Below are 24,851 nucleotides of genomic sequence, written 5' to 3'. Positions count from 1 at the left end.
AAGGTTCAAATCCTTCACGGCCGACCACTTCTTAAATAATTAATTTCCAAATTTATAAGTCAGATAGTAAACAACAAAAAGCCGAGGCTTTTAACCGTTAAGCCGATTAGCTCGAAGGTTCAAATCCTTCACGGCCGACCACTTCTAAATTTATAAGTCAGATAGTACAAATACCAAAGCCGAGGCTTTTAACCGTTAAGCCGATTAACTCGAAGGTTCAAATCCTTCACGGCCGACCACTTCTAAATTTATAAGTCAGATAGTACAAATACCAAAGCCGAGGCTTTTAACCGTTAAGCCGATTAACTCGAAGGTTTAACCCCTTCACGGCCGACCACTTCTTAAATAGTTAATTTCTAAATTTATAAGTCAGATAGCAAACAACAAAAAGCCGATGCTTTTAAACGTTAAGCCGGTTGATTCCAAGGGTCAAATCTTTTATGGCCAAACACTGCTTAAAGTAAGTCCTTAAGGTAAACGCTTAACTTCAAGGCGATCCTTAATTAATATCTAATTCAAAAGTTACATGTTCAATAAAATACCATCCTGTATTATCTTGTTTTAATCTTTAATAGTTAAAAGTCTTATACACATCGCGATATCTATATCGTATAATTGCGTGGTATTTAAAGAGATAATCAGAGATAAATAATGTCGCAAAGTAATTTAGCCGTAGAATTTGATTTTCAATTTCCAGCGAAACCAGCTCCACTTTCAGATAATGAACGTAGCCAATATAAAGATCGTATTAAAACTTTATTGAAAGAGAAAAATGCGGTACTTATTGCTCATTATTATACCGATCCCGAAATTCAGGCTTTAGCTGAAGAAACGGGTGGCTGTGTCGCCGACTCTTTAGAAATGGCGCGCTTTGGCAACAATCATCCAGCAACAACGCTAATTATTGCTGGTGTTCGTTTTATGGGCGAAACCGCGAAAGTACTGACGCCTGAAAAGACCGTGGTTATGCCAACACTCGAAGCAACTTGTTCATTAGACTTAGGCTGCCCTATCGAAGAGTTCTCTGCTTTTTGTGACCAGCACCCTGACAGAACTGTTGTTGTGTATGCGAATACTTCAACGGCGGTAAAAGCTAGAGCGGATTGGATCGTTACCTCTTCTTGTGCGTTAGAAATTATTGAACACCTTGATGAGCAAGGTGAAAAAATTCTTTGGGGACCTGACCGTCATTTAGGCGCATACATTCAAAAGCAAACGGGTGCCGAAATGTTAATGTGGCAGGGTGCTTGTATCGTTCATGATGAATTTAAAAGCAAAGCGTTAAAGGATATGAAGGCTTTGCATCCAGATGCTGCCATTTTGGTGCACCCAGAGTCTCCTGCAGATGTTATTGAGCTTGCTGATGCTGTTGGTTCAACCAGCCAGCTAATTAAAGCTGCTCAAGTGATGCCCAATAAAAAGTTTATCGTCGCAACAGACCGTGGTATTTTTTATAAAATGCAGCAGCTATGCCCAGATAAAGAATTCTTTGAGGCACCAACAGCGGGTGAAGGCGCAACCTGTAAAAGTTGTGCTCATTGCCCATGGATGGCAATGAACGGTTTAAAAGAGATAGAAGACGCATTGCTTAATCCATTAGGCAGAGAAGTGTTTGTAGACATGAAACTTCGCGACGGTGCATTGAAGTCATTGGATCGCATGCTAACGTTTAACAACGCTTTAGCCAGTAAATAACCATTAAGGTGATTTTTTGCTGGTAAAGTAATCAGTTGGCCTCTTTTTATTAAAATTAAGTTGTGTTGGCTATTAAATTTACCTACCATAGCGCAACTTTATTTTATGGCATGTCTATAAGTTTAAAGTGTTTATAAAGTTATTTTTTTACGCAGTAGATTTTCTGAGTAGCGAGTCAAGACTTGTTTTAAAATGTCTTTAATAGATAAAATTATCATGCTAATTCATCTCAATAAAATTAGCCTGTTAGTGAAAAAATTGGTGAGCTGGCCGAGTGGCTGAAGGCGCACGCCTGGAAAGCGTGTAAAGGTTTATCCCTTTCGAGAGTTCGAATCTCTCGCTCACCGCCACATTAAAAAACGGACACTTCACTTGAAGTGTCCGTTTTTTTATACCTAAAAAAATAGCCCATCTTATATTCACCTATCTTCCTATAAATTAATCTCCTCAATATTCATGCTGATATAGGTGATAAATTATTTATGTTTATTAGACTTTTGTTCAAAATTATTAGTAAGAGGATTGTAGATAAATCACCATTGTTTAGGTTACTATCTTTGAGTATATGTAATTTTCCTTAAAAAAAGAGCAATAAATAATGGAACATGAACAGCACTTAGCGTTACTTGGCGCGTCAGCCCAAGGTGATAAACAAGCGTTTTCGAAACTTTATCAAGCGACCAGTAAACAGCTCTATGCAGTCTGTCTGAAAATGTTATCTAGGAAAGAATTAGCCGAAGAAGCTCTGCAAGAGGCTTATGTCCGCATTTGGCATAACGCGTCTGAATATAGAACGGGTAAAGGCACAGTGTTGACTTGGATGGTCAGCATAGTGCGTTATCGCGCACTAGACATTTTACGTTATCATAAAATTAGAAAAGAGGATGAACTCATTGAGAATGAAAGTTTTGATCTCGATACTAGTGAGAAAATAAGTGATTCAGAACAACTCTTACTCGACAAATGTTTACAGCAGTTAGATCTTCAACAACGACAAGCTATTTATTTAGCCTACTTCAATGGCTGTTCTCATCAAGAGGTGGTTAAACACCTAAATAACCCTTTGGGTACAATTAAAAGCTGGATAAGACGTGGTCTTATGAGCTTACAGAGTTGCTTAACACCATGAATTATCAATCTGAAAACCTCAAAAACGCCCTTGCAGCAGAATATGTGCTGGGTACTCTACGTGGCCCTGCTCGTCAGCGCTTTCAAAAATTGATGATGCAATTTCCACTGATCAGTGATGCAACTCAAACATGGGAGCAACACCTCAACGGCTTAGGGCAAAAAATTCCACCGGTTACCCCAGACATAGCTGTTTGGCAGCGTATCGAAGATCAATTAGGATTTGTAGCTGAGCCTATAAAAAGTAATGTTGTGGCAATAACTAAGTCTAAGCCTCGAGTTTGGCAAGGTATTGCGGGTTTAGCTTCAGCGGCTGCAATAGTGCTTGCTGTGTTGTTATTTAGCTTTCAACCGCCACTTCAGCCTGAGGTTCAACAACTTGCTTTAATGAGTAATGAACAAGCCGACTTATTATGGGCGCTAGAAATTGGTGCAGACACTATTAGCGTGCAAGCGACCAAGAAGTTAATAGCTAAGTCAGATGCTGATTATCAGTTATGGATAGTGGCAGCAGACGGTCGGCCTCCGATTTCTTTAGGCTTGCTACCTAAAAGTGGTAAGTTAGTTTTAAGTAAACCTCAGTTATTTGATCAGATTGAGATTGCGGCTTTAGCGGTTAGCTTAGAGCCATTAGGTGGTTCACCAAATGGTTCACCAACCACTGTCTTATATACTTCAGAACTGGTTATTCTTTAGTTACTCTTTATCTTTTACTGCGAATATTAAAAAGCGAAACGACAGTTTCGTTTTTTTTATCTGTTGTTTTATGCTGACAAAAGTCAATAATTTGTAAATATATTGTTTATATTAAATGGCAAATATTCGACATTCTATAATTTTATGACCTAGGCTTACCTTAGCTGTTGTTGATTAAGTTGACTAAGGCGACATGACCTAAAAAAAGTGCAACAACGCTATCCAATATAAAAAGTAAAAATAACACGATTTGAAACTATGGTTCGGCTGAATAATTATTAATTTGTAAATAAGTTATTTTTCTTGCATCCAATTCATAATCTCGATCGTTTAACTTAATGAGCTTTCAAGAAAGTAACCATTAAGAACTATAAATTATAAAGGAAACGTCATGAAAAAATTTAAATTAACACTAATTGTATCGGCAATAATGAGTGCAACTTTGTCTCAAGCTGTATCTGCATCAAGCCATCGTGAAGCGCCTAACGTCACACGTATGCCAACAGTCGACTCAACAGACTTTTATGCATTCAATAGTTATGAAGAAGGCCGTGGCAATTACGTCACACTCATCGCAAATTACATTCCTTTACAGGATGCTTATGGTGGACCTAACTATTTCGCTATGGACCCTGCTGCAACTTATGCGATTCATATTGATAACGATGGTGATGCTGTTGAAGATATAACCTTTACTTTTAATTTTAACCAGATGTTAGGCAACAATAATGCAGGTGTTGCTTTGATGGTTGGCGCTGAAGGAGAACAGAAATCTGTTGGTGTACCACTTAAAAATGTTGGCGGCATCAGTATGGCAGATAAAAGTGCGGCTAATTTCTCTGAAAGCTACATGGTTAATATGATTTCTGGTCCAATGCGAACGGGTACCAGTGCTGCTGTTACTAATAGTACTTCGGGTGGAGCAAGTTTTGCTAAGCCACTCGATTACATCGGTAACAAAACATTTACCAACGCTGAGCAGTATTCAGCTTATGCTAACAGCCATATATACTCAGCTGCTATACCTGGCTGTGATGCACCAGCAAAAGTATTTGTTGGTCAGCGTAAAGACGCATTTGCGGTTAATTTAGGTAAAGTTTTTGATTTAGTGAACTTTGTTCCTGTTGAGGGTGACAGTGCTCCTGGAGCAGGCGATGGCGATGGCTTCCCCGGTGGTATTACACAATCAGCAAGTAATGATGATTTAGCTGACAAAAATGTTACTAGTATCGCTATTGAAGTACCGACAGCTTGTTTAACAGGAACAGGTAATGGCGTTATCGGTAGTTGGACTACGGCAAGTTTGCCTCAGGCTAGAATTTTGAATCCTAATGCTAGCTTTGATAACACTGAAGTAAATGGTGGTGCATTGACGCAAGTTTCTCGTCTTGGCTCTCCTTTAGTGAATGAATTGGTTATTGGTTTGGCCGATAAAGATAAGTTCTCAAGTTCTCATCCAAGTGCAGATGGTCAGTTTGCTGATTATGTGACTCATCCAACGCTACCTGAACTGCTGAATATATTGTTTAAAGATGCAGTTAATACCACTTTAGGTGCAAATATCGAAACGTTGGCACCGACTAATTTCCCTAGGGTTGATTTAGTTACCGCATTTTTAACAGGTTTCCCAGGTGTTAATCAGTTATCAACAGTGACCGCAGCTGAAATGTTACGCTTAAATACTGGTATTGCAGCAGTGGCAGCCGATATGCAGTCATCGTTTGGTGTTGCTGGTGACGATTTAGCTGGCTTTCCAAATGGTCGCCGACCAGGAGATGATGTGGTAGATATTGCCCTTCGTGTTGTTATGGGTCGTTTATGTTACCCAATTCCTGTTAATGGCACAGATACAGATTTGGGCTTATGTGCACCAGAAGATGCAAGTGTAGGTAATGTACCCTTTACTGATGGTGCGCCAAGTAATGCCTCTATGATGGATACTAGCTTTCCATACTTAGCAACGCCTTTACCAGGCTCTAAATAAGGAACACTATTATGTTATATAGTAAACAAAATAAAGCATCTCATCTTAGTCAAGTCTTTAAGCTTAAAGGGGTCGTGTTAAGTTTAGCGGCCGCCATGCTAGTTTCAGGCTGTAATAATGATGTCGATGAGCTACCTATTACGAAAAACGCATCACCGACTACGATATCGGTCGACTTGATCACTCAAACAGAAACGCCTATCACTGACATGTTAAGCGCAAATGATGAAAATGGTGACACGTTGACTTTTAGCTTAGACCAAGAGCCGATGCTAGGAATGGTCACCATTGATAGTAATGGTAGTTTCACTTACCAGCCTAATGCTGAAGTGACAGGAAGTGACAGCTTTACTTTTACTGCCTCTGATGGAATTAATTATCCTGTTAGCGGTACAATCAATATTACGATTGAAGCGCTGGAAGTGTCATTTGCCAGTTATAGTCGTGCAGCTTTTAGTCAGCAACCAAGCGATAAACCCTTGGCCGTAAATGGTCGTGCGTTTATTCAAGATGTTGAGGAACCAGCAGCATACGACGACTTGATTCAACAGTAGAACCATCTTGACTGCGCCAAGGAAGGCGCCCTTTTATGGATAATGATATGCCAACACTTCGTTTTATTAGCCCCTTGTTATTTTTGGTTTTTATTGCCACTTCATCGCCTGTGCATTCAGAAAGTTATGTGCCCAAATCAAATCAAAGTATCGTTGCTAGCTGGACGGTACCTAAACCTGCACAACAGCCAAAGATTTTTATCGCCCAACTGCTCAATGACGCAAGTAAGCCTGGCTTAGCAAGTCGTTATTATGGCCGTGCTGGCGCTTTACTGAAACCCTTGTTGGTCGCTAACCCTAATGATCTAGAGCTACAATTTTATTCAGCAACCGTCTTACAGCATTACCATCAATTTAATCAGGCCCAACAATTACTGACTCAGATACTTCAATATCAGCCAGACAACGTCGCTGCTTGGTTAATGAAAGCCAATATACACATGGTACAAGGTGATCTTGACGCTGCGAAAAGTGCCTGTTTACAAGTATTGGGGCAGGGCAGTTTATTTGTCAGTAGCGCCTGCGTGCTAGAGGTTAGTGCTGAACAAGGCAAAGTTGCTCAAAGTTACCAACAGTTAAGAAATATCGTTAAGCTTGCGGGTGATATACCTATCGCCCAACAGGTATGGCTTAATCAAATTTTAGCTGATCTTGCTCACCGTCAGCAGCTAACACAACAAGCCATAGACCATTTGTCAGGCTACCCATTGAATCAGGCACCTGTTAGTTATTTAGCGCTGTGGGCGGATATTTATTTAGCACAACAACAAGGCCAAATTGTTTTAGAGACATTAGGACCTATCGTTGAAGCAAGTGATAGTTTTGATGATGCTTTGTTATTACGTTTGACCCTTGCCGAACAAATAACTAAGGCAACTAATGGCGTATGGCAGCAGCGACTAACCCAACGTATCGAAATACGTTTGCAACGAAATGATACCGCTCATGCTGCAGATATAGCTCAATATTATCTCGATATTGTTCCTAACCCTATTAAGGCGCTTTATTGGGCGAGAATTAATTGGCAACAAGCTAAGCTGGGCTCGGATGAACGCTTGCTCAAACGTGCTTTAGCATTTAAAGAATCACCTGATAAAAAGCCTCAGATTTAAGCTACACCTCAACACAATAAACCTTAATAAACCGTAAAAGTAGTGAGATAAAAATATGCAGCAGTGGTTAAAAATAGGGCTAATAAGCCTGTCGTTATTACTGGCCAATACTGTCGTCGCTCATCAATTGAGTACCAGTTACATTATTGCCGAAATCGACGACACCGGTCGTATCAGTGGCGAATGGCAATTGAGTTTGACTGATTTAGAATTAGCTGTTGGCTTGGATATAAATGCCAACGGTGAGTTAACCTGGGGAGAGGTCAAGAGTCGACAAGCTGAGATTGCTAGCTATTTGGCTGAGCATTTATTATTGAGTCGTGAAAATTTAAGGTGTAACTTACGTTTTGAGATTATGGAGCGTTTGCAAGATCATGCCAATGAAGCTTTCGCTGTTACTGATTTCTCAGGTCAGTGCCCAATCAGTGGCCCATTAGAAATTGCCTACAGCGCAATATTTTCTTTAGATAGTAGCCATGAGGTGGTTCTAAATATTGGTGATGGTAACCACTTACACAGTTTAGTGTTAGATGACAGCACTCGAAAAATCACCATAGATTTGAGCAAAGGTAGTGCCTGGACGACATTTACACAATTTGTTTATCAAGGTGTTGTACATATTTGGATCGGTATAGACCATATCCTGTTTTTGTTTGCCTTGTTATTGCCGGCGGTGCTACAGCGTAAAGATAAAAAGTGGCAAGCTATATCAAGTGTTAAAACTATTTTGACTAACACCGTATGGATCGTGAGTGCATTTACCTTGGCTCATTCGCTAACGTTAACAGCGACCGCCTTAGGCTGGTTAAGCCCAAGCAGTCGTTGGGTAGAGCTGGGCATTGCTTTATCGGTTTTATTTGCGGCGCTCAATAATATTTGGCCAGTGGTTTTACGTTTAGCTTGGTTAACCTTTGCCTTTGGTTTGCTGCACGGTATGGGGTTTGCTGGTGTCTTAGGAGAATTAGGCTTACCTGCGGATCAACAGTTACTGAGTATACTAGCCTTTAATCTTGGTGTTGAAATAGGTCAGTTAGCGATACTTGCTATTTTACTGCCGATATTAATTTTATTACGTAACACCACGTTTTATACAAGAGGTGTACTACCTGTTGGCTCTATATTAATTGCGATTATGGCCGTGCAATGGAGTGTAGAGCGCTGGTAAACTTAAAAATTATCGCTAATACAATCGCTTATAGCTCAAGTGATAGTTTTAAAGGATATGGGGTCATTCCAGCTATTAGGTTAAAGAGTTTATAGCTAAAAAAAAAGTATTGCGGGTGCAATACTTTTAACTCGCTACTTATTAAGGCTAGATTTATCATTCACGCCGCGGTAAATAGCGGCGTGAAATTTTAGCTAATCATCAGACTAGATCGAATCGATCAGCGTTCATCACACTCGCCCATGCTGTAACAAAATCAGCAACAAACTTCTCTTGGTTATCATCCTGCGCGTAAACTTCAGCATATGAACGAAGAATTGAGTTAGAACCAAAGATAAGGTCAACTCGTGTTGCTGTCCATTTTACTTCATTTGATTGACGATCGCGCATCTCATAAAGGTTATCACTAACAGGTTCCCACGTATAATTCATGTCTGTTAAATTAACAAAATAATCGTTAGAAAGTACACCTTCACGTTCGGTGAACACACCATGTTTTGTACCATCGTAGTTAGTGCCAAGCATACGCATACCACCAATTAACACGGTCATCTGATGCGCGGTAAGTCCCATTAACTGACTTCGGTCAAGCATTAGTTCTTCTGCGCTGACAACATAGTCAGCTTTTAGCCAGTTTCGATAAGCATCATGAGTGGGCTCTAGCACTTCGAAGGAGTCAATATCCGTCATTTCATCTGTTGCGTCGCCACGCCCTGGTGAAAAGGGTACAGTGACTTCAAAACCAGCCGCTTTTGCGGACTGTTCTATACCAACATTACCTGCCAAAACAATGACATCAGCGATACTTGCACCACTACTTGTGGCAATACTTTCTAGCACAGAAAGTACTTTGCTAAGGCGTGCTGGTTCGTTACCTTGCCAATCTTTTTGTGGAGCAAGGCGAATGCGTGCGCCGTTGGCACCACCGCGTTTGTCAGAGTTACGATAGGTTCGCGCACTATCCCAAGCGGTTGCAACCATTTCGCTGATACTTAAACCACTCGCTGCTATTTTATTTTTCAGTAAGTCAATATCATAACTCGTGGCTCCAGTGGGAACAGGGTCTTGCCAAATAAGGTCTTCTTGAGGGACTTCTTTACCGATATAACGTGCCTTTGGCCCCATATCGCGATGAGTGAGTTTGAACCATGCTCGTGCAAAAACGTCAGAAAAATATTCAGGATCCTTAGAGAAACGTTCTGAAATTTCACGGTACGCTGGATCCATTTTCATCGCCATATCGGCATCAGTCATAATAGGCGTTTGACGTGTAGTTGCATCTTCAACATCAACAGGCTTATGCTCTTCTTTAATATTTATTGGTTGCCACTGCCAAGCACCCGCTGGGCTCTTCTTTAATTCCCACTCGTGGTTAAGCAACATCGAAAAATAACCATTATCCCATTGAGTAGGATGTGTAGTCCATGCGCCTTCAATACCACTGGTGATGGTATCGCGACCAATGCCACGTTTGGTTTTATTGTTCCAACCTAAACCTTGTTCAGTAATATCTCCAGCTTCTGGCTCTGGTCCTATTTGCGAAGCGTCACCATTGCCGTGACATTTACCGACGGTATGACCACCGGCCGTTAAGGCAACCGTTTCTTCATCGTTCATCGCCATACGTTCAAACGTTACTCTAATATCATGCGCTGTTTTAAGGGGATCGGGCTTGCCGTCTACACCTTCAGGGTTAACATATATTAGCCCCATCATTACCGCAGCTAATGGGTTTTCTAAATCACGCTCACCAGAATAACGGCTGCCTTCTCCACCACTTGGTGCAAGCCATTCTTTTTCGGCGCCCCAATATGTGTCAATTTCTGGCTGCCAAATATCTTCACGACCAAAAGCGAAACCGAAGGTTTTTAACCCCATAGATTGATAAGCAACAGTGCCAGCGTAAGCAATTAAATCAGCCCAGCTAAGTTTGTTACCGTATTTCTTTTTGATAGGCCACAGCAAACGGCGGGCCTTATCTAAATTGGCGTTATCTGGCCAAGAATTTATTGGCGTAAAACGCTGATTGCCAGTCGCTGCACCACCGCGACCATCCGCGATACGATAGGTGCCGGCAGCATGCCAAGTCATACGGATCATTAGGCCACCATAGTGGCCCCAATCAGCAGGCCACCAGTCTTGACTATCTGTCATGAGGGCATGCATATCTGTTTTAAGAGCAGCCATATCAAGATCTTTCAGGGTTTCACGGTAATTATAATTCGCACCCATAGGATTAGTCTTACTGTCATGCTGATGAAGAATGTCAAGATTTAGTGCCTTTGGCCACCATCCCATATTGGACATACTGCTCTTTGTTGCACCGCCGTGCATTACTGGGCATTTGCCAGCTGTCGTTGTTGTTTTGTCATTCATATGCAATTTCCTTTCATTAATTGGGGCTGAGCTGTTAAAAGTTAGGATGAAAAAATACTAGATGATAATGCTAAGTGCTCACTTTGAATTACCAAGGATTATTAAAATACATCATAGTACATTCTTGATAAATTATGAGTTTTACTCACGTTAACGCATTCAACAACGTATCTCAATCTGTTCAGCTTTAATAGCTTAGTTTTGAAAAGTTAACAGATCAGTGAGTAAGTTAAGCGATATCAGTAATAGAAATTTATTATGTAACATTTATGTAATTTTTCTTAAATAAAAACTACATATTACTTCAACAATTCTGTCATTTAACCTTAGTAGCATAGCCGCAACTTTATTCTAATAATTTCTGCGGAGCAGACTAACATGCAAATAAATTCACTCTTTAAAATCAGTACGCTAGCTTGTGCCATTACTTTAGCCAGTTGTGGTGGTGGCGATATTAAACTTTCATCTCAAGTAGATAACTCAGTAGGCGATACAACCATCACTAACCCTGCTCCAACTGACCCAATTGTGACCGAATTACCGGGTAAGTCTAGTTCGGTGTTGGGCCAAGATGTTTCAACAGCTTTAGGTTTTGATGTTGCTGTACAAGTGCTTGATGGAAAAATTACTAGTGATATGACTTTAGTCGCCAGTGCTGATAGCAAGCCGGTATTTTATGCTATTAGTGGAGCTTTAGAAGTGATGGCAGGAGCAACGCTAACCGTAGAGCCCGGCGTTGTTCTTTTTGGACAATCAGGTGGTGATTATGTCGTTGTGCACCGCGACGCAAAAATAATGGCAGAAGGCATAAAAACTAAACCTATTATTTTAACCTCACTGCAAGATGTTAAGGGTGAAGAAACAACAGCTGGTCAATGGGGTGGCGTAGTTATTTTAGGTAATGCTCCTTCAAATAAATGTCCTACTGATGGTAGTGAATGTGCCCTTCAAATTGAAGGAGCTGAAGAAGGTGCAGTCTTTGGTGGCTCAAACTGGGAAGACAATTCAGGTATTTTAAAATACCTTGTTGTTAAATATGCAGGGTTTGAAATTGCGCCTGACAACGAACTTAATGGTATAACGTTTGGTGGTGTTGGCTCAGGAACAACGGTTGATTATATTCAAGTACATTCAAATGCCGATGACGGCGTAGAATTTTTTGGCGGTGCGGTCAATGTTAAGCATTTAGTTTTAACAGCAAACAAAGATGACAGTATCGATTGGGACAATGGTTATAAAGGTATGCTGCAACATATTTATGTCGAACATGCTAAAAATGCCGGCGAAGCAAACCGTGGTATTGAAGGGGATAACGATGGCTCTACTCCTGATAAAGAGCCACAGTCAGCGCCAATTATCGCTAACTTGACGATTGTGGGTAATAACTTTGACAGTGCAGATAAAGACTCAGAAGGTATTTACTTACGCGAAGGAACCGCAGCAAAAATATTTAATACGGTGGTAACCGGCACCAGTGAAATGGGGGAATGTTTAGAAATTGAAGGTGGTGCAACGAGCTCTGTAACCGTTAATAATGCTAATAGTGGTAAAATTGTTATGCAAAACAGTGTTATGGCCTGTAGTAATAGTGAAAATTTCAAAAATGCTAAAGCGGAAGACGGTAGTGTCTTGCTTGACCTCGAAGCATGGTTCAGTGCAGAAGCATCCAACAGTATCAGCAGTTCTATTTTAATTAATGAAAACGGTATTCCTGATGCTAACTCGCCACTCGTTGCTGAGAATGCCGGACAAGATGTCGCTAATACACAAAATGCCTTTTTTGACTCCGTTGATTACATTGGCGCGTTTGACAGTGCTGACAACGCGGGTAACGATTGGCGTGAAGGTTGGGCCTTTGGTTACGGTGGTGGTGTAGTAACCGCTCAGGCAGAAACACAAGGTTGTCCGACAGGTACATCGGCAATTTCTTCAGTCAATGGCTCAAACATTACTTGTCAATTAAGCGGTGTTATTGCTAATAACTTAACGTTAACCGCTAATAATATTTATGCTCTAAACGGCGCTGTTTTTGTTGGTGGTGATAAAATTAACTCAGCAACACTGACGATTGAAGCCGGTACAACCATCTATGGTCGTTCAGGTAGCGATTACCTAGTGGTCAGTCGTGATTCAGAAATTCAAGCAAATGGCACAGCCTCAAAACCTATCACTTTTACATCGAGTCAAGATTTGACCGGCGCTGAAACAGGTGCGGGTCAATGGGGTGGAATAGTGTTATTGGGTAATGCGACATCAAATAAATGTCCAACGGATGGCAGTGACTGTGCACTTCAAATTGAAGGTGCTCAAGATGGCGCAGTCTTTGGCGGCACAGACGATGCTGACAGCTCAGGTACATTACGTTATGTCGTTGTTAAGCATGCAGGTTATGAAATAGCACCAGACAACGAACTGAACGGGATAACATTTGGTGGTGTTGGTTCTGGTACCAAAGTCGAATATATTCAAGTACATGAAAATGCTGATGATGGTATCGAATTTTTTGGTGGCACGGTTAACCTTAAATACGTGGTCTTAACCTCTAATAAAGATGACAGCGTTGATTGGGATAATGGCTTTCGTGGCAACTTACAATACGTACTCGTTAAGCATGACCCACAAAATGGTGAAGCAAACCGTGGTATTGAAGGTGACAACGACGGCTCAACACCAAACAAACTACCACAATCAAACCCGAGTATTGCCAACATGACCATTATTGGTAATACATTTGACACTGCAGATAAAGACTCTGAAGGTGTTTATCTAAGAGAAGGCTCGAAAGCACAACTTCATAACTTTGTTGTTACAGGTCCTGCAGGCATGGGCGAATGTGTTGAGTTGGAAGCTGGCTTAACGGTAGATCAAGCAAAATCTGGTGATACGCTAATGAGTAACTCAGTTGTGGCTTGTGATGAAGCGTTTAAAGATTCTAAAGACTCTAGTGATGCAACCTTTGATTTAATGAGCTGGTTTATTAACGATAATACCGAAAACAGTACGGCTGCAAATACAAGTGCGGTATTAGAAGGCATTTTCACCATCGATACCACAACACCTAAAGACTTCACCGGTAACAGCTTTTTTGAAAATGCTGACCATGTCGGTGCCGTAACGAAAGCGAAAAACTGGACAGCAGGATGGACAGTAGGTCTTGAAGAATAATTAGACGTTGAAGGCGAACACTGTTTTTTCCAATAATCAGTGTTCGCTTTTTTATTTCAGCATAACTAATAAATACTCAATCAACCTAACTGATGCAAGCGATTAGCAAAGCAGTAAAAGCGTATCTAAAGCAAGCACAGAGACTCTATCGAGGTTAACGATGAACAAAAAATTAATGCATAGTGCCAAGAAAATCAAGGTAAACAAACCAAATAATTGTTTACGATTAAGTGGCTTAGCACTAGCGATAATAACAAGCCTAGCAGCGACATCAGCAGTAGCGGAGCAAACATCAGCAGAAGATGAAGCTATTGAAGAAGTTGTTGTTAAGGTAAGTCGATTAAAAGGTACGGCGAGCGCTATTATTGAAGAGCGTCGCAACCAAGCCTTTATCGCCGACATTTTAGGTGCAGAGCAAATTTCACGCACCGGCGACAGCGATGCCGCTGCCGCATTACGACGTGTTACCGGTGTGACATTAGTTGATGGTAAATTTATTTATGTACGTGGTTTAGGCGAACGTTACTCAAGCACACAGTTAAATGGTGCCGCTGTACCCAGCCCAGATCCGACACGTAGTGTTATACCTCTGGATTTATTTCCAGCGTCAATTATCGAGTCTTTATCGGTACAAAAATCCTACTCACCTTCAATGCCTGCCCATTTTGGTGGCGGTAATGTTGATATCCGTTTAAAAAGTATTCCAACAGATTTCCTTTTTAATATCTCTGGAAATTTAGGTGGCAATAGCGAAAATTTTGACGATGGTTACAGCTACAATGGTGGCAGTGATGATTGGCGTGGCCAAGATGATGGCACTCGCGCAGCACCCAAAACATTACAAAAATTATGGAAAAATTACAGTCCATTAAAAAATATTAGTCAAGATGAAAACCGTGCAATAGCCGCGCAGCTTAATCGTGACTACGATCCAGTTAAAGAAAATATCGCCCCAGATTTTGGCCTTGATATTGCGCTCGGTGATAAATTTGAACAGGGTAAATATCGCTGGGGTTATTTAACCTCTTTATCCTATGACAATGAATGGCAAGTAAGTGAATTATACGAAGGTCAAGATTTTCGTAATAACACCGATGATTCATGGAGTTTAGTACGAGGTTTTGACCAAGTTACCTCAACTGAACATTCAGTAAAATGGTCTGGTCTGCTGAACTTAGGTGTAGAGTATGACCGAGATCATCGCCTTGATTACAGTTTCATTGTGCTACGTGATACCGCCGACGAAATAAAAGACAAACTGGGTAATACTAACAATGTATTACTCAGTGACGGTTTGCGCATTCGAGACAGTGACGTTAGCTACGAAGAGCGCGAAATGATCGCTAATCAGGTTCGTGGTACTCACAATCTGCCATGGTTGTGGAACATAGGTTTTGATTGGAAATATTCAGACGCTCGTTCAAGTCGTTACGCACCGGGTAATGTTTCTACGCGCTACATACTCAGTGACGAAAACGAGGATGGTACTTTTGATCTTACTAATGAAAGTAGTTTACGTAAGGCTTCAACCGCTACCCGTTATTCTTTTCAGGACTTGGAAGATAAAGTAGAAAACAGCGGTTTTAACCTATCTTTACCCATAACTTTTTCGCAATCAGAAGTAGAGCTTAAGTTCGGTGGTGATTTTATTGAAAAAACCCGTGACGCTTTTTCCAGACGTATCGATGTTAATACCTTAGCCTTTGAAGAACTGAGTCTTAGTGGTAATAAAATGAATGATATTTTAACAGACGATATTATTCTCAATCGGCCATTACAAGGCAGTGAAACGGTTATACGAGACACCTCTGTAATGGGTGATGACTATTATTCAGCACAAATGACCGATGCTTACTACTTTGAGGCAGATTGGTTTATTGACAATACTTGGCGTATCAGTGGCGGTTTTCGCTGGGAAGATTACCGCCAAGTCGTCGCGCCTTTAGATCCCGCAACCGGTCGTTTTGATTTACCACCACAACCAACAGAAGAAGATTTATCGAAATTAGCCTTTCAAGAAGATGATATATACTCGGCGTTAGCACTTACTTACATGATGAGTGAAGCTGTACAGTTTCGTTTATCTTATGGTGAAACCACAATACGCCCAGATATTCGCGAGGTTGCGCCATCAACTTACCTTGACCCGCTAACTGGATATCCTATTCGAGGCACTGCTGGTATAGAAACCACGGATATTAAAAACTACGATCTACGTTGGGAATGGTACTTAGATACGGGAGAAAACTTGTCAGTAGGGTTATTCTACAAAGATATGATAAATCCGATTGAATCAGTACAATCACCAGGCCAAGATGGCCCTCCGCTTATCGTTATTGCTAATGCAGACGACGGCGAAGTTTATGGTATTGAGCTAGAGTTTATGAAAGATTTTGCCTTTTTGGGTGATTTTGCTGGCATGAACGGTAACGATTTTTTCTTGTCAGGTAACGTGACCTTAAGTGACTCTGAAATAAACATCAACACGCAACGCGTTGTTGAGCAAACTGGAGTTTCTGCCGCGATTACTAATCCGACGCGTAGAATGACTGGGCACTCGCAATATGTGGTTAATCTCAATTTAGGTTATGATGCGCCAAACGGTAATCATTCAGTGACAATGGCTTATAATGTCTTTGGTGAACGTATTATTATTCCAGGTATTGAAGGGCAAGACGACAAGTATGAGCAACCTTTTCATTCACTTGATATGGTATATACCTACTATCCTACCTATTCAACAACGTTAAAATTCAAAGTACAAAACCTACTTGATGAAAGTAAAGAAATAGAGTTTTCTGATACTTTATTTCGTAGTGAAACGAAAGGCATTGCTTTTGATGTTTCATTTAAATGGGATTTTGATTAGTTAATTAAATTATTGCTGGCGTTTTACAACCCTGCAAATAGATGAATTAAGACCACCCCAAATTATTATTAGTTAAAGGAGTGGTCTTGTTATTTTTATCATAATAACTGCCCGTAAATTTGAGCTAGATTAAAAACATTATTGTCTTGCTGTTACTACTACTTGATAGATCACTTAACCGGCTCTTTCTTTAGCTATAGCGCCTAAGGTTGGCGAGGCAATTATTAATTCATCAACTAATTCACCTAATACTTTTCTCGGCAATTTTTTAATAATCATTTCACCGACATCATTAGCGTTGCTTGCTGCAGCAAAAAATAATATATTTTTACCGTTACAGGTTATTTCATCAAAAATAGAGCGTATTTTTATACGTTGTGCTTTTAATAAAGAGCGGAATCTCCTCTTATCGTCAGCCGCGACATACTCACAAATGTTTTGAGCCATATTATAGGCCATGACCTTGGGTGAGTACGATTGTGTTATTAATAGTAATATTATTGAGGCGATGCCCGCTGCTTTATATCTCATCATTAATTTATTCCTCAAAGCGTCACTTATTAATTTCATCAGTTTATCTAAGTGTAGCTATTAATTTTTTTATTACATTATGATTTTTTTATTTTGTTAAGTTATTAAAGATAATTGGATTTTGTCTTTTGGTTGAGACTCTAAAGGCGAAGCTTTCTGTTAAAAGCTATGTGGAGAAAAAAATGATTTGCTACTACGAATAAAAATAGTGGTTAGCGCCTTTTTAAAGATCTAAAAGGAAAAAATGATTAAGGGCTTGAGCGCAATTATTTTCTCTTCAAGTATTGTTAAGTGAATAAAATTTTTTAAATTCGAATAATATTCTTTAGTATTCCGTCTAAAATTCTTGATTTTTTGGTCTGAATGGCCAATTGTTTTGGTAAAATATAGTAATAAATAAGTGAAATGTGTTAATTTTATAACATAGTGATATTTAATAATAAGCGTGGAAAGTTACATTATGGTAAGAGTTTTTAATTACAAAATAATTTCTGTTTTAATGATTCTTAGTTCCTTTGCCAGTCAAGCAAGCAATACAAACTTTCTAGTGATTGATGTCGATAAAAAACCATTGTCTAATATAGTCGTTTTCGCTGAGCCAGAAATAAAACCTACCGTGGCAGAGAGTACTTTGTCGGTTCCTTATACTGCTATTATGGATCAAGTTAATCGACAATTTTCCCCCCACATCCTAGTCGTTAATAAAAATACTAACATTGATTTTCCCAATTCAGACAGAATAAAACATCATGTTTATTCCTTTTCACCAGCGAAAACTTTTGAAATACAACTATACCGTGAGAAAAAATTAGACCCTCGTTTGTTTGATAAAGTTGGAGAAGTGATCCTAGGCTGCAACATACATGACTGGATGGTTGGTTATGTTTATGTTGTTGATACCCCTTGGTTTGGCAAAACTGATGGTGAGGGTAATATTAATTTAGCACTCCCAGATGGAAAATACACACTGAAAATATGGCATCCATTACTCCAAGAGGCTGATCAATCTTTTACTCAAAAAATAACGGTTTCTAGTCATACGAATATCACCATTAATGTAAAAGAGGCGATGAAGCCTAGATATGCAGCTTATGAAGATGATGATGAATTAGATGACTATTAATTTGAAATCATTACAAAATCGTATTTTAGTACGATTTATATTTTTATTGATGATTTAGTCGCACCAGTAGTCAAGATTTTCGAGCCGTTTTTTGAAATAAATAATATACAATTAGATGTCTCGGCCAGTATGGGAATAGCAGTATATCCAGAAGACTCTATTAAAGCTGATGGCCTAATGCAATTTTCTGATATCGCTTTTTACGTTTGTAAAGATAAGTACAATATCTATAAATTATTGTGCTTGAACTTATTACAAGTAATGAAGATAGTATTATTATTAAATCGATCACTGATTTAGCGCACAACTTAGGATTAAGTGTTGTGGCTGAAGGCGTTGAAAATAAATAAAGTCTTGAGATGTTGAATAAGATTGGTGTTGAAACAGCACAAGGTTACTTTATTAGTAAGGCGATTCATGGCGATGAGCTTTTACCTTGGTTACTCAATTATGAGGAAAATAATGCTTAGCACAACAAATAAAACACTATTAGCCACCTTTATTCTATTGAGTTCTGCAGTTAATGCTGCACAAATAACGGTTAAAGGGGTGATTGAAGCAGGATATATTAAAGCCGATTATCATCAGCCTTGGTTAAATAGCTGGCAGGAAGAAGGCGTGGGTATATTACGGTATAACGACGACGATAAACTGATGCTAACACAAGCGGCGATAGAAATAAGTGGCGACTTAATTTCTAATGTTAATTTTGATCTTGTCGCCAATTACAATCCTGATGGTGAAAAAAACATCGGCTTAACAGAAGCTTACTTTACTTATTCGCCATTAAATCCAGGCTTAAAACATCAAGTTAAATTCGGCATGTTTTATCCTCAAATGTCACTGGAAAATACAGCAACCGGATGGACAAGTCCTTATACTTATAGTTTTTCAGCGATCAATTCTTGGATTGCTGAAGAGCAAAGAACCTTAGGTGCTCAGTGGTCAATCACTCGAAGTGGAAGAAAGCATAATAGCCCTCATAGTTTTACCGCATTAGCCTCTATATTTAAAGCGAATGATGGCTTAGGCAGCTTGCTTGTTTGGCGTGGTTGGGCACAGCATAATAGGCAAACTTTTTATAATGAAGCCGTTGTCTTTTCTGATTACTTTTCCCAGCAAGACATCCCTATTAATACGCCTAATTTTGTTGAGCCTTTTATTGAAACAGATAGTAAATGGGGATATTACGTTGGAGGGCATTGGCGTTATCTAAAACAAACTGACGTGAGAGTTTATTACTACGATAATAGAGGTGATCCAAATGCCATTGAAAAAAATCGTCAATATGCTTGGAAAACCCAATATTATTCCGTTGCCATGCAACATAAATTTACAAGTAACTTTAGGCTGTTAGCTCAGTATTTATCTGGTGATACCGGTATGGGCAGTCAAGAAACAGGAGTGTTTACTGATATTTCTTCATGGTATGTGATGTTTAATTATAAATTAGGATCACATAGATTTTCACTACGTCATGACCAATTCAAAGTAAAAGAAACTGATCAGAACAGACAAGACCCTAATGACAGCGATGGTGATAGCCTTACGTTGGCATGGCGATATCAACTGGATAAAAATTGGAATGTAGGCGCTGAATTTATCAACTCAACTTCGAACAATGAAAATAGAACTTTATGGGAAAGTCGAGCAGCGGAACATAGGCAAAAGCAATATATGGCAATTGTACAATATAAATTTTAATTGAAAATAAACAGTTGGCTAGTTTCGCTTTATACTTTAGCCACTATAATTTCCCCCTTAATAGGGTGTTATGTGAACTTCAACCTGTAGAGTATAAAAGGAATAATATATGTCTTATGTCGATGGTTTTGTTGCCGCAGTACCAACAGTAAATAAAGAAAAGTACATTGAACATGCGAAATTGTCTGCGGTCGTATTCAAAGATCACGGAGCACTTAAAATTACTGAAAGTTGGGGAGATAACGTTCCTGATGGTGATATTACATCCTTCCCAATGGCTGTAAAATGTGGCAAAGATGAAACTGTAGTTTTTTCATCTGTTGTATGGCCGACAAAGGAAGTTCGTGATGCTGGTTGGGACGCTATTATGGCAGATCCTAGAATGCACCCAGATCAAAATCCAATGCCCTTTGATGGTAAACGTTTAATCTACGGTGGTTTCGAAGTTATTTTAGAGGAATAGCACCGAGATATATTTCACATAACAATGCGTTCAAACAGATAAATAACAGCTGGCTGTTTTTTGTGCCTGACTATTTTAGCCAACAATTAAAAGCCTCTTAGTGGGGCGTTAGGTAACTAAGGAAGTATGGCATATATCGATCTATTAATTTTTAATGCACCGATATTAATTTTATATTGGATATTTAGTGTGAGTAAAACCAATATTAAATCAGCCAAGTTTGTTTTGTATTCTTGGTTCGCTTTGTTATGCATTTTATTAGTTATTGGTGCAAGTGTATGGAGTGAAACCGACGAAGTAAGTCAAATAGGTTCTGCATTGTTTTTATCTTCTTCTATTTGGCTAGTTGGTCCATTCCTTTTCTTAGCTTCAACTAAGTCTTGGAACCATTTTGTCATTATATTTACGTCACTTATACTCGGCTCTATTTCATTATTCTGTTGTTTTTTTATTTTAGCATCGTTAAATCAGATCTGGGGTTTGTAATCGTTACATAACAGGCCACTTAAGCAAGACAAATAACAGCTGGCTGTTGTTCGTGCTTCACACATTTTAGCCAACTATAATTTTTGGCTTAATGCGGCGTTGGTAAGCGTAAATTTATGTCTGTCGGCTATTTGTCGTCTGTTTGTCATTACCGACAGTATGCCCTTGGTGTATAGTGCATCAGCATTCAACAATAAATGGAGTTACCTGTGAAATCATTAAGACTCGAAAAACGCTGGTCTCAAGAACAATTGGCGCAACTAAGCGATTTAAATGTTCGCACAATTCAAAGAGTAGAAAAAGGAGAAAGCATTGGAACTGAAACCTTGAAGTCTTTGGCTGCGGTTTTTGAAATCTCAACTGATGAGCTTATATGTGCTATAAATAATGAAAAAAATCTCCAAACAGAAGGGGATGCGGATATGATTAAAGATCATTCTCAGCACAACAAAGCAAAAGAGAAGGTTAAATCTATAAAATATTTTTATACATTCTCGGCACTTTTAATTGCAGTCTTTCTCCTATTTATGTTGCCTAACTACAATGACGGAGAAAATTTAGGTCCATTGATTGTTGTATTCTTATCTTTTGGTGCGCTTATTGCTGGCCTCGCTTTCCAGGTATTTCAACCCTTTGGTGAAGAATGGGAAAAAGAAAAAACATCCCAGATTTTAAATCAACAGAACAAGGGAAGTAGCTCTAGTTCTGAGCACTAAATAGACAAAAGGCATATAAGTCATTCAAACAGGGCAAATAACAGCTAGCTATTTGCTCCATCGTCGCTTACTTTAGCCAAGCATTATTTGCCTCTTAATGGGGCGTTAGAGGTAAAAGGAAATATCTTGTCAATCAACTATTCAAATTACACATTGGATGAATTATTTGATGTTAACCAAAATATCGATAAGGATAAATTTCCTGAGCGATATAAGCAGTTATGTGAAGAAATTCAACGAAGAAAAGAAAATGGAGAGTTTGAAAAAAAAGCCCAAGAAATTGAAGATCAGGAAGACGAGGACGATGATGAAAATGAATTTATCATTGATTTCTCTGCTGAGGGAAATGGAAAAAAGCGTAAGCTGTTTATTTTGGGTTTTATCTTAATCAATTTAGCTGTACTCGCCTTTGTATTACCTAAATATATAGTTACTGATTTAACGAACATACATGAATATTCAACAAAAATTGACTTTGTTGAATGTCATAAAGAAGAAGTGATAGATGATGAAACGGATAAAGTATATTCATACTTCGATCTTAATATTGGCTCATACCAAGATACTTTTTCAGCAGTTGGTATTGGTGAGGGTAAGTGTAAAAACTTAGCACGAAGTTTAAAGGTTGGATCTAATGTTTCTATTTGGCATGAAGATGGATTAATCCATCAAATAAAATCAAAAAATAACATTCTACTTCCATATGTATATATGGAACCCAAAGTACGAGAGTTAAAAACAGAGGGGGCAAAATTATATTGGTTTGTCTTGTTGGCGTTGTGGGTAGTGTTATTTAAATCAGTCGCTAATGCTGTTTTTCCGGGGACGTTTACCTCTAGCAAGCTATTAAAGCAGGACAAATAACAGTTGGCTTTTGCTCCATTGTCGCTTATTTTAATCAACGGTGTTTTGCCTCTTAATGAGGTGTTATTTTTGATTATGCATAATCGAATAAAGGAGTTTGAAATCGATGTCCCGCATAGCGATAGTCTATTTTTCTAAGAGTGATGTCACAGGACAACTTGCTAAAGCAATAGCTTTAGGTGCTAAACAAGAACATGGAATAACTGTGCTTGAACATAAAATTGAAGGGCGCGAAATCCTTGAAGGAAGATTTGAAAACGAAGAATTATTTGAAGATCTAAAATTATGCGATGCGATTATCTTTGGAAGCCCAACATATATGGGAAGTGTATCAGCTCAATTCAAGGCTTTTGCGGATGCTTCAAGTGAACATTGGCAGAGCCAAGAGTGGGCTGATAAAGTCTCTGCTGGATTCACCTCTGGAACAGGCCTAAATGGTGACCAATCAAGTACTTTGCAATACATGGCCACTTTAGCAAGTCAGCATGGTATTTTGTGGGTGAATATTGATGCTTCATATGGAACAGATAGTTCCACTTTAAATCGATTAGGTTGCCAATTAGGAGTCGTTTCCCAAACGACTAATAGTGTCGCACATGAAGTTGATCTTGCAACGGCAAAGCACTTAGGTCGTAGGGTTGCAAAACTTACTCTTCGTTTAAATTAGAAACATAATAAGAAATTAAATAAGGACAAAAAACAGTTGGCTTTTTGTTCACTTCGTTCATTTATTTTAGCCAACTAGTTTTGCCTGTAAATTGGGCGTTATTTGCCTTAGAGCATAGGAGTGTTAATGAAATTATTGATCAAGTTTTGTGTTGTTTTAATCCTTTTACTAAATACAACATCTTGCGTTACAACATCAACCTATGGAGCAACCTTCGAGGCTATAGCTAAGACTAACGATATTTATACTTTAAAAATTTACTACGGAGGCCCACCTCCCCAATGGGCTACAGATGTAAACTTTCAAGAAGGAACTGATTCTGCTTTATATGAAAAAGCTATGGCGTTTATTGCAGAAAATCCAGAATATAATAGCTATAAAGTTGTTGATATTGAACATAGTCATATCCCAAGTTACTACAGATATAGTGTTCATTTTCTTCGTAATTAGCAAATAACAAGGTATTCCAAAGGACTAAAAAAGCTGGCCATTGCTCGTGCCTCGCTTATTTTAGCTTCTGAATGGGCGTTAGGTATACAGGTAAACAAAGGTGCAATATGGATATTAAGCTTGGCGAATTAAGACATGAAGCTGTAATTTCTTTGTTACAAGAGCATCATGAAGATATGCTAGCTCACTCACCTCCAGAAAGTGTTCACGCGCTAGATTTGCGTGCACTTGAACACCCCGATGTAACGTTCTGGAGTTTATGGGTTAATCAAGATTTAGCTGGTATTGGCGCTATAAAAGAACTTGATAAAGATCATTGCGAGATAAAGTCTATGCGCACATCGACCAAGTTTTTACGTAAAGGTATTGCTCGTAAGATATTAGAGCATATCGTTGAACAAGCGACTCTTCGTTCGTATAAAAGATTAAGTTTGGAAACGGGTACTATGGATGCGTTTATTCCAGCACAAAAACTTTATCAACAATTTGGTTTTCAACCATGTGCCCCTTTTGGTAACTATCAAGAAGATCCATATAGTATGTTTATGTCAAAGGCTATTGAGTAAATGTGTGACACATAATATCAACTGTGAAGTGCGACAAAATAGCGATGCAAAAAATTACTATGCCACCCATAATAATGCTACACAATAATAATGCTCTGAAACACTGCTATCCATTGGTCAACAACAAGGCATGTACTTCATCTTGTAAGCCTTTGCCTATCGATTTTTATAGATGTTGACTAAATGAGTGAATTTCAGGCAAGCTTAACTTCTCCCCCAAGGTAGCCGTATTTTTTCTTGTGGCTTTCTTGCTGTTTTTGAATGTAGTTATGTTTACGCGCTATTCAAACAAGCTTGGGCATTTGCTTTACCGTGTGCTCGCTTTAACCCCACGTGCTCAGTAAATTCACACAAATGCTCTGCGGTGCCGACCGCGCCAGTGAATATACCTTCAAAGTTTGTGCTGAGTTTTAGCCAACTTTCATCGCTGATGTGAAGTCTTGACAGTATATTTGCGGTTTTGTTATCGATAGCGCCTCGTTTGTCTGCTCTTATTACGCGACCTGTTTCATCTACAAGGGTTAAATAGTCCTTCAA

At 39.1% G+C, this 24,851-nt stretch carries 20 protein-coding genes, 1 tRNA gene and 1 pseudogene; 19 read left to right on the top strand and 3 right to left on the bottom strand.

Annotated features, from left to right (window positions below; all coding sequences use genetic code 11):
* The first annotated feature begins 651 nt into the window (after nucleotides 1-651).
* The 8 genes from nadA (at nucleotide 652) to H4J69_RS18055 (ending at nucleotide 8,334) form a co-directional block, all read left to right on the top strand.
* Nucleotides 652-1,695, top strand: a complete 1,044-nt coding sequence (gene nadA / locus H4J69_RS18090) for a quinolinate synthase NadA (protein ID WP_182243890.1) — start codon at nucleotides 652-654, stop codon at nucleotides 1,693-1,695.
* 260 nt (nucleotides 1,696-1,955) lie between these two features.
* Nucleotides 1,956-2,045 (top strand) — tRNA-Ser (locus H4J69_RS18085).
* Nucleotides 2,046-2,293: 248 nt separating this feature from the next.
* Nucleotides 2,294-2,824: a sigma-70 family RNA polymerase sigma factor gene (locus H4J69_RS18080; protein ID WP_182218111.1), complete on the top strand. Its 531-nt coding sequence runs from the start codon at nucleotides 2,294-2,296 to the stop codon at nucleotides 2,822-2,824.
* Nucleotides 2,821-3,519, top strand: a complete 699-nt coding sequence (locus H4J69_RS18075; RefSeq protein WP_182218112.1) for an anti-sigma factor domain-containing protein — start codon at nucleotides 2,821-2,823, stop codon at nucleotides 3,517-3,519. Before H4J69_RS18080 ends, H4J69_RS18075 begins: the two co-directional genes overlap by 4 nt.
* 430 nt (nucleotides 3,520-3,949) lie before the next feature.
* Nucleotides 3,950-5,503, top strand: coding sequence for a DUF4331 domain-containing protein (locus H4J69_RS18070; RefSeq protein WP_404842435.1), 1,554 nt, complete (start codon nucleotides 3,950-3,952; stop codon nucleotides 5,501-5,503).
* Between the two features lie 11 nt (nucleotides 5,504-5,514).
* Nucleotides 5,515-6,057, top strand: coding sequence for an Ig-like domain-containing protein (locus tag H4J69_RS18065; protein ID WP_182218116.1), 543 nt, complete (start codon nucleotides 5,515-5,517; stop codon nucleotides 6,055-6,057).
* A gap of 35 nt (nucleotides 6,058-6,092) precedes the next feature.
* Complete coding sequence (locus H4J69_RS18060; RefSeq protein WP_182218118.1) at nucleotides 6,093-7,169, top strand: lipopolysaccharide assembly protein LapB; 1,077 nt, start codon at nucleotides 6,093-6,095, stop codon at nucleotides 7,167-7,169.
* Nucleotides 7,170-7,224: 55 nt separating this feature from the next.
* Entirely contained in the window at nucleotides 7,225-8,334 is a 1,110-nt protein-coding gene (locus H4J69_RS18055; protein WP_070376319.1) for a HupE/UreJ family protein, read from the top strand.
* Nucleotides 8,335-8,535: 201 nt separating this feature from the next.
* Here H4J69_RS18055 and katG read toward each other — a convergent pair whose 3' ends face one another.
* Entirely contained in the window at nucleotides 8,536-10,710 is a 2,175-nt protein-coding gene (gene katG / locus H4J69_RS18050) for a catalase/peroxidase HPI (protein WP_182218131.1), read from the bottom strand.
* Nucleotides 10,711-11,088: 378 nt separating this feature from the next.
* Between katG and H4J69_RS18045 the strand changes: the two genes are divergently transcribed.
* Nucleotides 11,089-13,875, top strand: coding sequence for a hypothetical protein (locus H4J69_RS18045; protein WP_182222836.1), 2,787 nt, complete (start codon nucleotides 11,089-11,091; stop codon nucleotides 13,873-13,875).
* Between the two features lie 175 nt (nucleotides 13,876-14,050).
* A complete protein-coding gene (locus H4J69_RS18040; protein WP_182245001.1) occupies nucleotides 14,051-16,744 on the top strand; it encodes a TonB-dependent receptor domain-containing protein in 2,694 nt (897 codons plus the stop codon).
* A 174-nt stretch (nucleotides 16,745-16,918) separates the two neighbouring features.
* Here the strand turns inward: H4J69_RS18040 and H4J69_RS18035 are convergent, their stop codons facing one another.
* Entirely contained in the window at nucleotides 16,919-17,278 is a 360-nt protein-coding gene (locus H4J69_RS18035; RefSeq protein WP_182218133.1) for a DUF3718 domain-containing protein, read from the bottom strand.
* Between the two features lie 496 nt (nucleotides 17,279-17,774).
* Here H4J69_RS18035 and H4J69_RS18030 point away from each other — a divergent pair, with 496 nt between their 5' ends.
* The 9 genes from H4J69_RS18030 to H4J69_RS17985 all read left to right on the top strand — a co-directional run bounded on the left by H4J69_RS18030 (nucleotide 17,775) and on the right by H4J69_RS17985 (nucleotide 24,314).
* Nucleotides 17,775-18,398 carry a methylamine utilization protein gene (locus H4J69_RS18030; protein WP_182218135.1) on the top strand — a complete coding sequence of 208 codons (624 nt, stop codon included), beginning with the start codon at nucleotides 17,775-17,777 and terminating at the stop codon, nucleotides 18,396-18,398.
* A 462-nt stretch (nucleotides 18,399-18,860) separates the two neighbouring features.
* On the top strand, nucleotides 18,861-20,102 hold the full coding sequence (locus H4J69_RS18020) for a hypothetical protein (RefSeq protein WP_182218136.1): 1,242 nt from the start codon (nucleotides 18,861-18,863) through the stop codon (nucleotides 20,100-20,102).
* A 109-nt stretch (nucleotides 20,103-20,211) separates the two neighbouring features.
* Entirely contained in the window at nucleotides 20,212-20,565 is a 354-nt protein-coding gene (locus tag H4J69_RS18015) for a DUF1428 domain-containing protein (RefSeq protein ID WP_182218138.1), read from the top strand.
* Nucleotides 20,566-20,691: 126 nt separating this feature from the next.
* The gene (locus H4J69_RS18010; protein WP_182222835.1) at nucleotides 20,692-21,051 is read left to right on the top strand and encodes a hypothetical protein; all 360 of its coding nucleotides are present in this window, start codon (nucleotides 20,692-20,694) and stop codon (nucleotides 21,049-21,051) included.
* 209 nt (nucleotides 21,052-21,260) lie between these two features.
* Nucleotides 21,261-21,767 (top strand): helix-turn-helix transcriptional regulator, encoded by a 507-nt coding sequence (locus tag H4J69_RS18005; RefSeq protein WP_310733560.1) that lies wholly within the window; start codon nucleotides 21,261-21,263, stop codon nucleotides 21,765-21,767.
* Between the two features lie 126 nt (nucleotides 21,768-21,893).
* Nucleotides 21,894-22,631 carry a hypothetical protein gene (locus tag H4J69_RS18000; protein WP_259366424.1) on the top strand — a complete coding sequence of 246 codons (738 nt, stop codon included), beginning with the start codon at nucleotides 21,894-21,896 and terminating at the stop codon, nucleotides 22,629-22,631.
* Between the two features lie 106 nt (nucleotides 22,632-22,737).
* Entirely contained in the window at nucleotides 22,738-23,298 is a 561-nt protein-coding gene (locus H4J69_RS17995) for a flavodoxin family protein (RefSeq protein WP_182222832.1), read from the top strand.
* A 126-nt stretch (nucleotides 23,299-23,424) separates the two neighbouring features.
* A complete protein-coding gene (locus H4J69_RS17990) occupies nucleotides 23,425-23,748 on the top strand; it encodes a hypothetical protein (RefSeq protein WP_182218699.1) in 324 nt (107 codons plus the stop codon).
* A gap of 107 nt (nucleotides 23,749-23,855) precedes the next feature.
* Complete coding sequence (locus H4J69_RS17985) at nucleotides 23,856-24,314, top strand: GNAT family N-acetyltransferase (protein ID WP_182218697.1); 459 nt, start codon at nucleotides 23,856-23,858, stop codon at nucleotides 24,312-24,314.
* A gap of 273 nt (nucleotides 24,315-24,587) precedes the next feature.
* Here H4J69_RS17985 and H4J69_RS17980 read toward each other — a convergent pair.
* Nucleotides 24,588-24,851: pseudogene (locus tag H4J69_RS17980) on the bottom strand (transposase); the annotation flags it as partial.

This window comes from Colwellia sp. BRX10-9 (genome assembly GCF_014077405.1).
Classification (GTDB): Bacteria; Pseudomonadota; Gammaproteobacteria; order Enterobacterales; family Alteromonadaceae; genus Colwellia_A.
This window is presented reverse-complemented; position numbering and strand designations above follow the sequence as displayed.

Bases quoted from the DNA above. Each gene is read 5' to 3' on its own strand.
- H4J69_RS18060 (WP_182218118.1), top strand. From the start codon at position 6,093: ATGGATAATGATATGCCAACACTTCGTTTTATTAGCCCCTTGTTATTT.
- H4J69_RS17995 (WP_182222832.1), top strand. From the start codon at position 22,738: ATGTCCCGCATAGCGATAGTCTATTTTTCTAAGAGTGATGTCACAGGA.
- H4J69_RS18040 (WP_182245001.1), top strand. From the start codon at position 14,051: ATGCATAGTGCCAAGAAAATCAAGGTAAACAAACCAAATAATTGTTTA.
- H4J69_RS17985 (WP_182218697.1), top strand. From the start codon at position 23,856: ATGGATATTAAGCTTGGCGAATTAAGACATGAAGCTGTAATTTCTTTG.
- H4J69_RS18015 (WP_182218138.1), top strand. From the start codon at position 20,212: ATGTCTTATGTCGATGGTTTTGTTGCCGCAGTACCAACAGTAAATAAA.
- H4J69_RS18055 (WP_070376319.1), top strand. From the start codon at position 7,225: ATGCAGCAGTGGTTAAAAATAGGGCTAATAAGCCTGTCGTTATTACTG.
- H4J69_RS18030 (WP_182218135.1), top strand. From the start codon at position 17,775: ATGATTCTTAGTTCCTTTGCCAGTCAAGCAAGCAATACAAACTTTCTA.
- H4J69_RS18010 (WP_182222835.1), top strand. From the start codon at position 20,692: ATGGCATATATCGATCTATTAATTTTTAATGCACCGATATTAATTTTA.
- H4J69_RS18075 (WP_182218112.1), top strand. From the start codon at position 2,821: ATGAATTATCAATCTGAAAACCTCAAAAACGCCCTTGCAGCAGAATAT.
- H4J69_RS18035 (WP_182218133.1), bottom strand. From the start codon at position 17,278: ATGATGAGATATAAAGCAGCGGGCATCGCCTCAATAATATTACTATTA.
- katG (WP_182218131.1), bottom strand. From the start codon at position 10,710: ATGAATGACAAAACAACAACGACAGCTGGCAAATGCCCAGTAATGCAC.
- H4J69_RS18080 (WP_182218111.1), top strand. From the start codon at position 2,294: ATGGAACATGAACAGCACTTAGCGTTACTTGGCGCGTCAGCCCAAGGT.
- nadA (WP_182243890.1), top strand. From the start codon at position 652: ATGTCGCAAAGTAATTTAGCCGTAGAATTTGATTTTCAATTTCCAGCG.
- H4J69_RS18070 (WP_404842435.1), top strand. From the start codon at position 3,950: ATGAGTGCAACTTTGTCTCAAGCTGTATCTGCATCAAGCCATCGTGAA.
- H4J69_RS17990 (WP_182218699.1), top strand. From the start codon at position 23,425: ATGAAATTATTGATCAAGTTTTGTGTTGTTTTAATCCTTTTACTAAAT.
- H4J69_RS18065 (WP_182218116.1), top strand. From the start codon at position 5,515: ATGTTATATAGTAAACAAAATAAAGCATCTCATCTTAGTCAAGTCTTT.
- H4J69_RS18020 (WP_182218136.1), top strand. From the start codon at position 18,861: ATGCTTAGCACAACAAATAAAACACTATTAGCCACCTTTATTCTATTG.
- H4J69_RS18045 (WP_182222836.1), top strand. From the start codon at position 11,089: ATGCAAATAAATTCACTCTTTAAAATCAGTACGCTAGCTTGTGCCATT.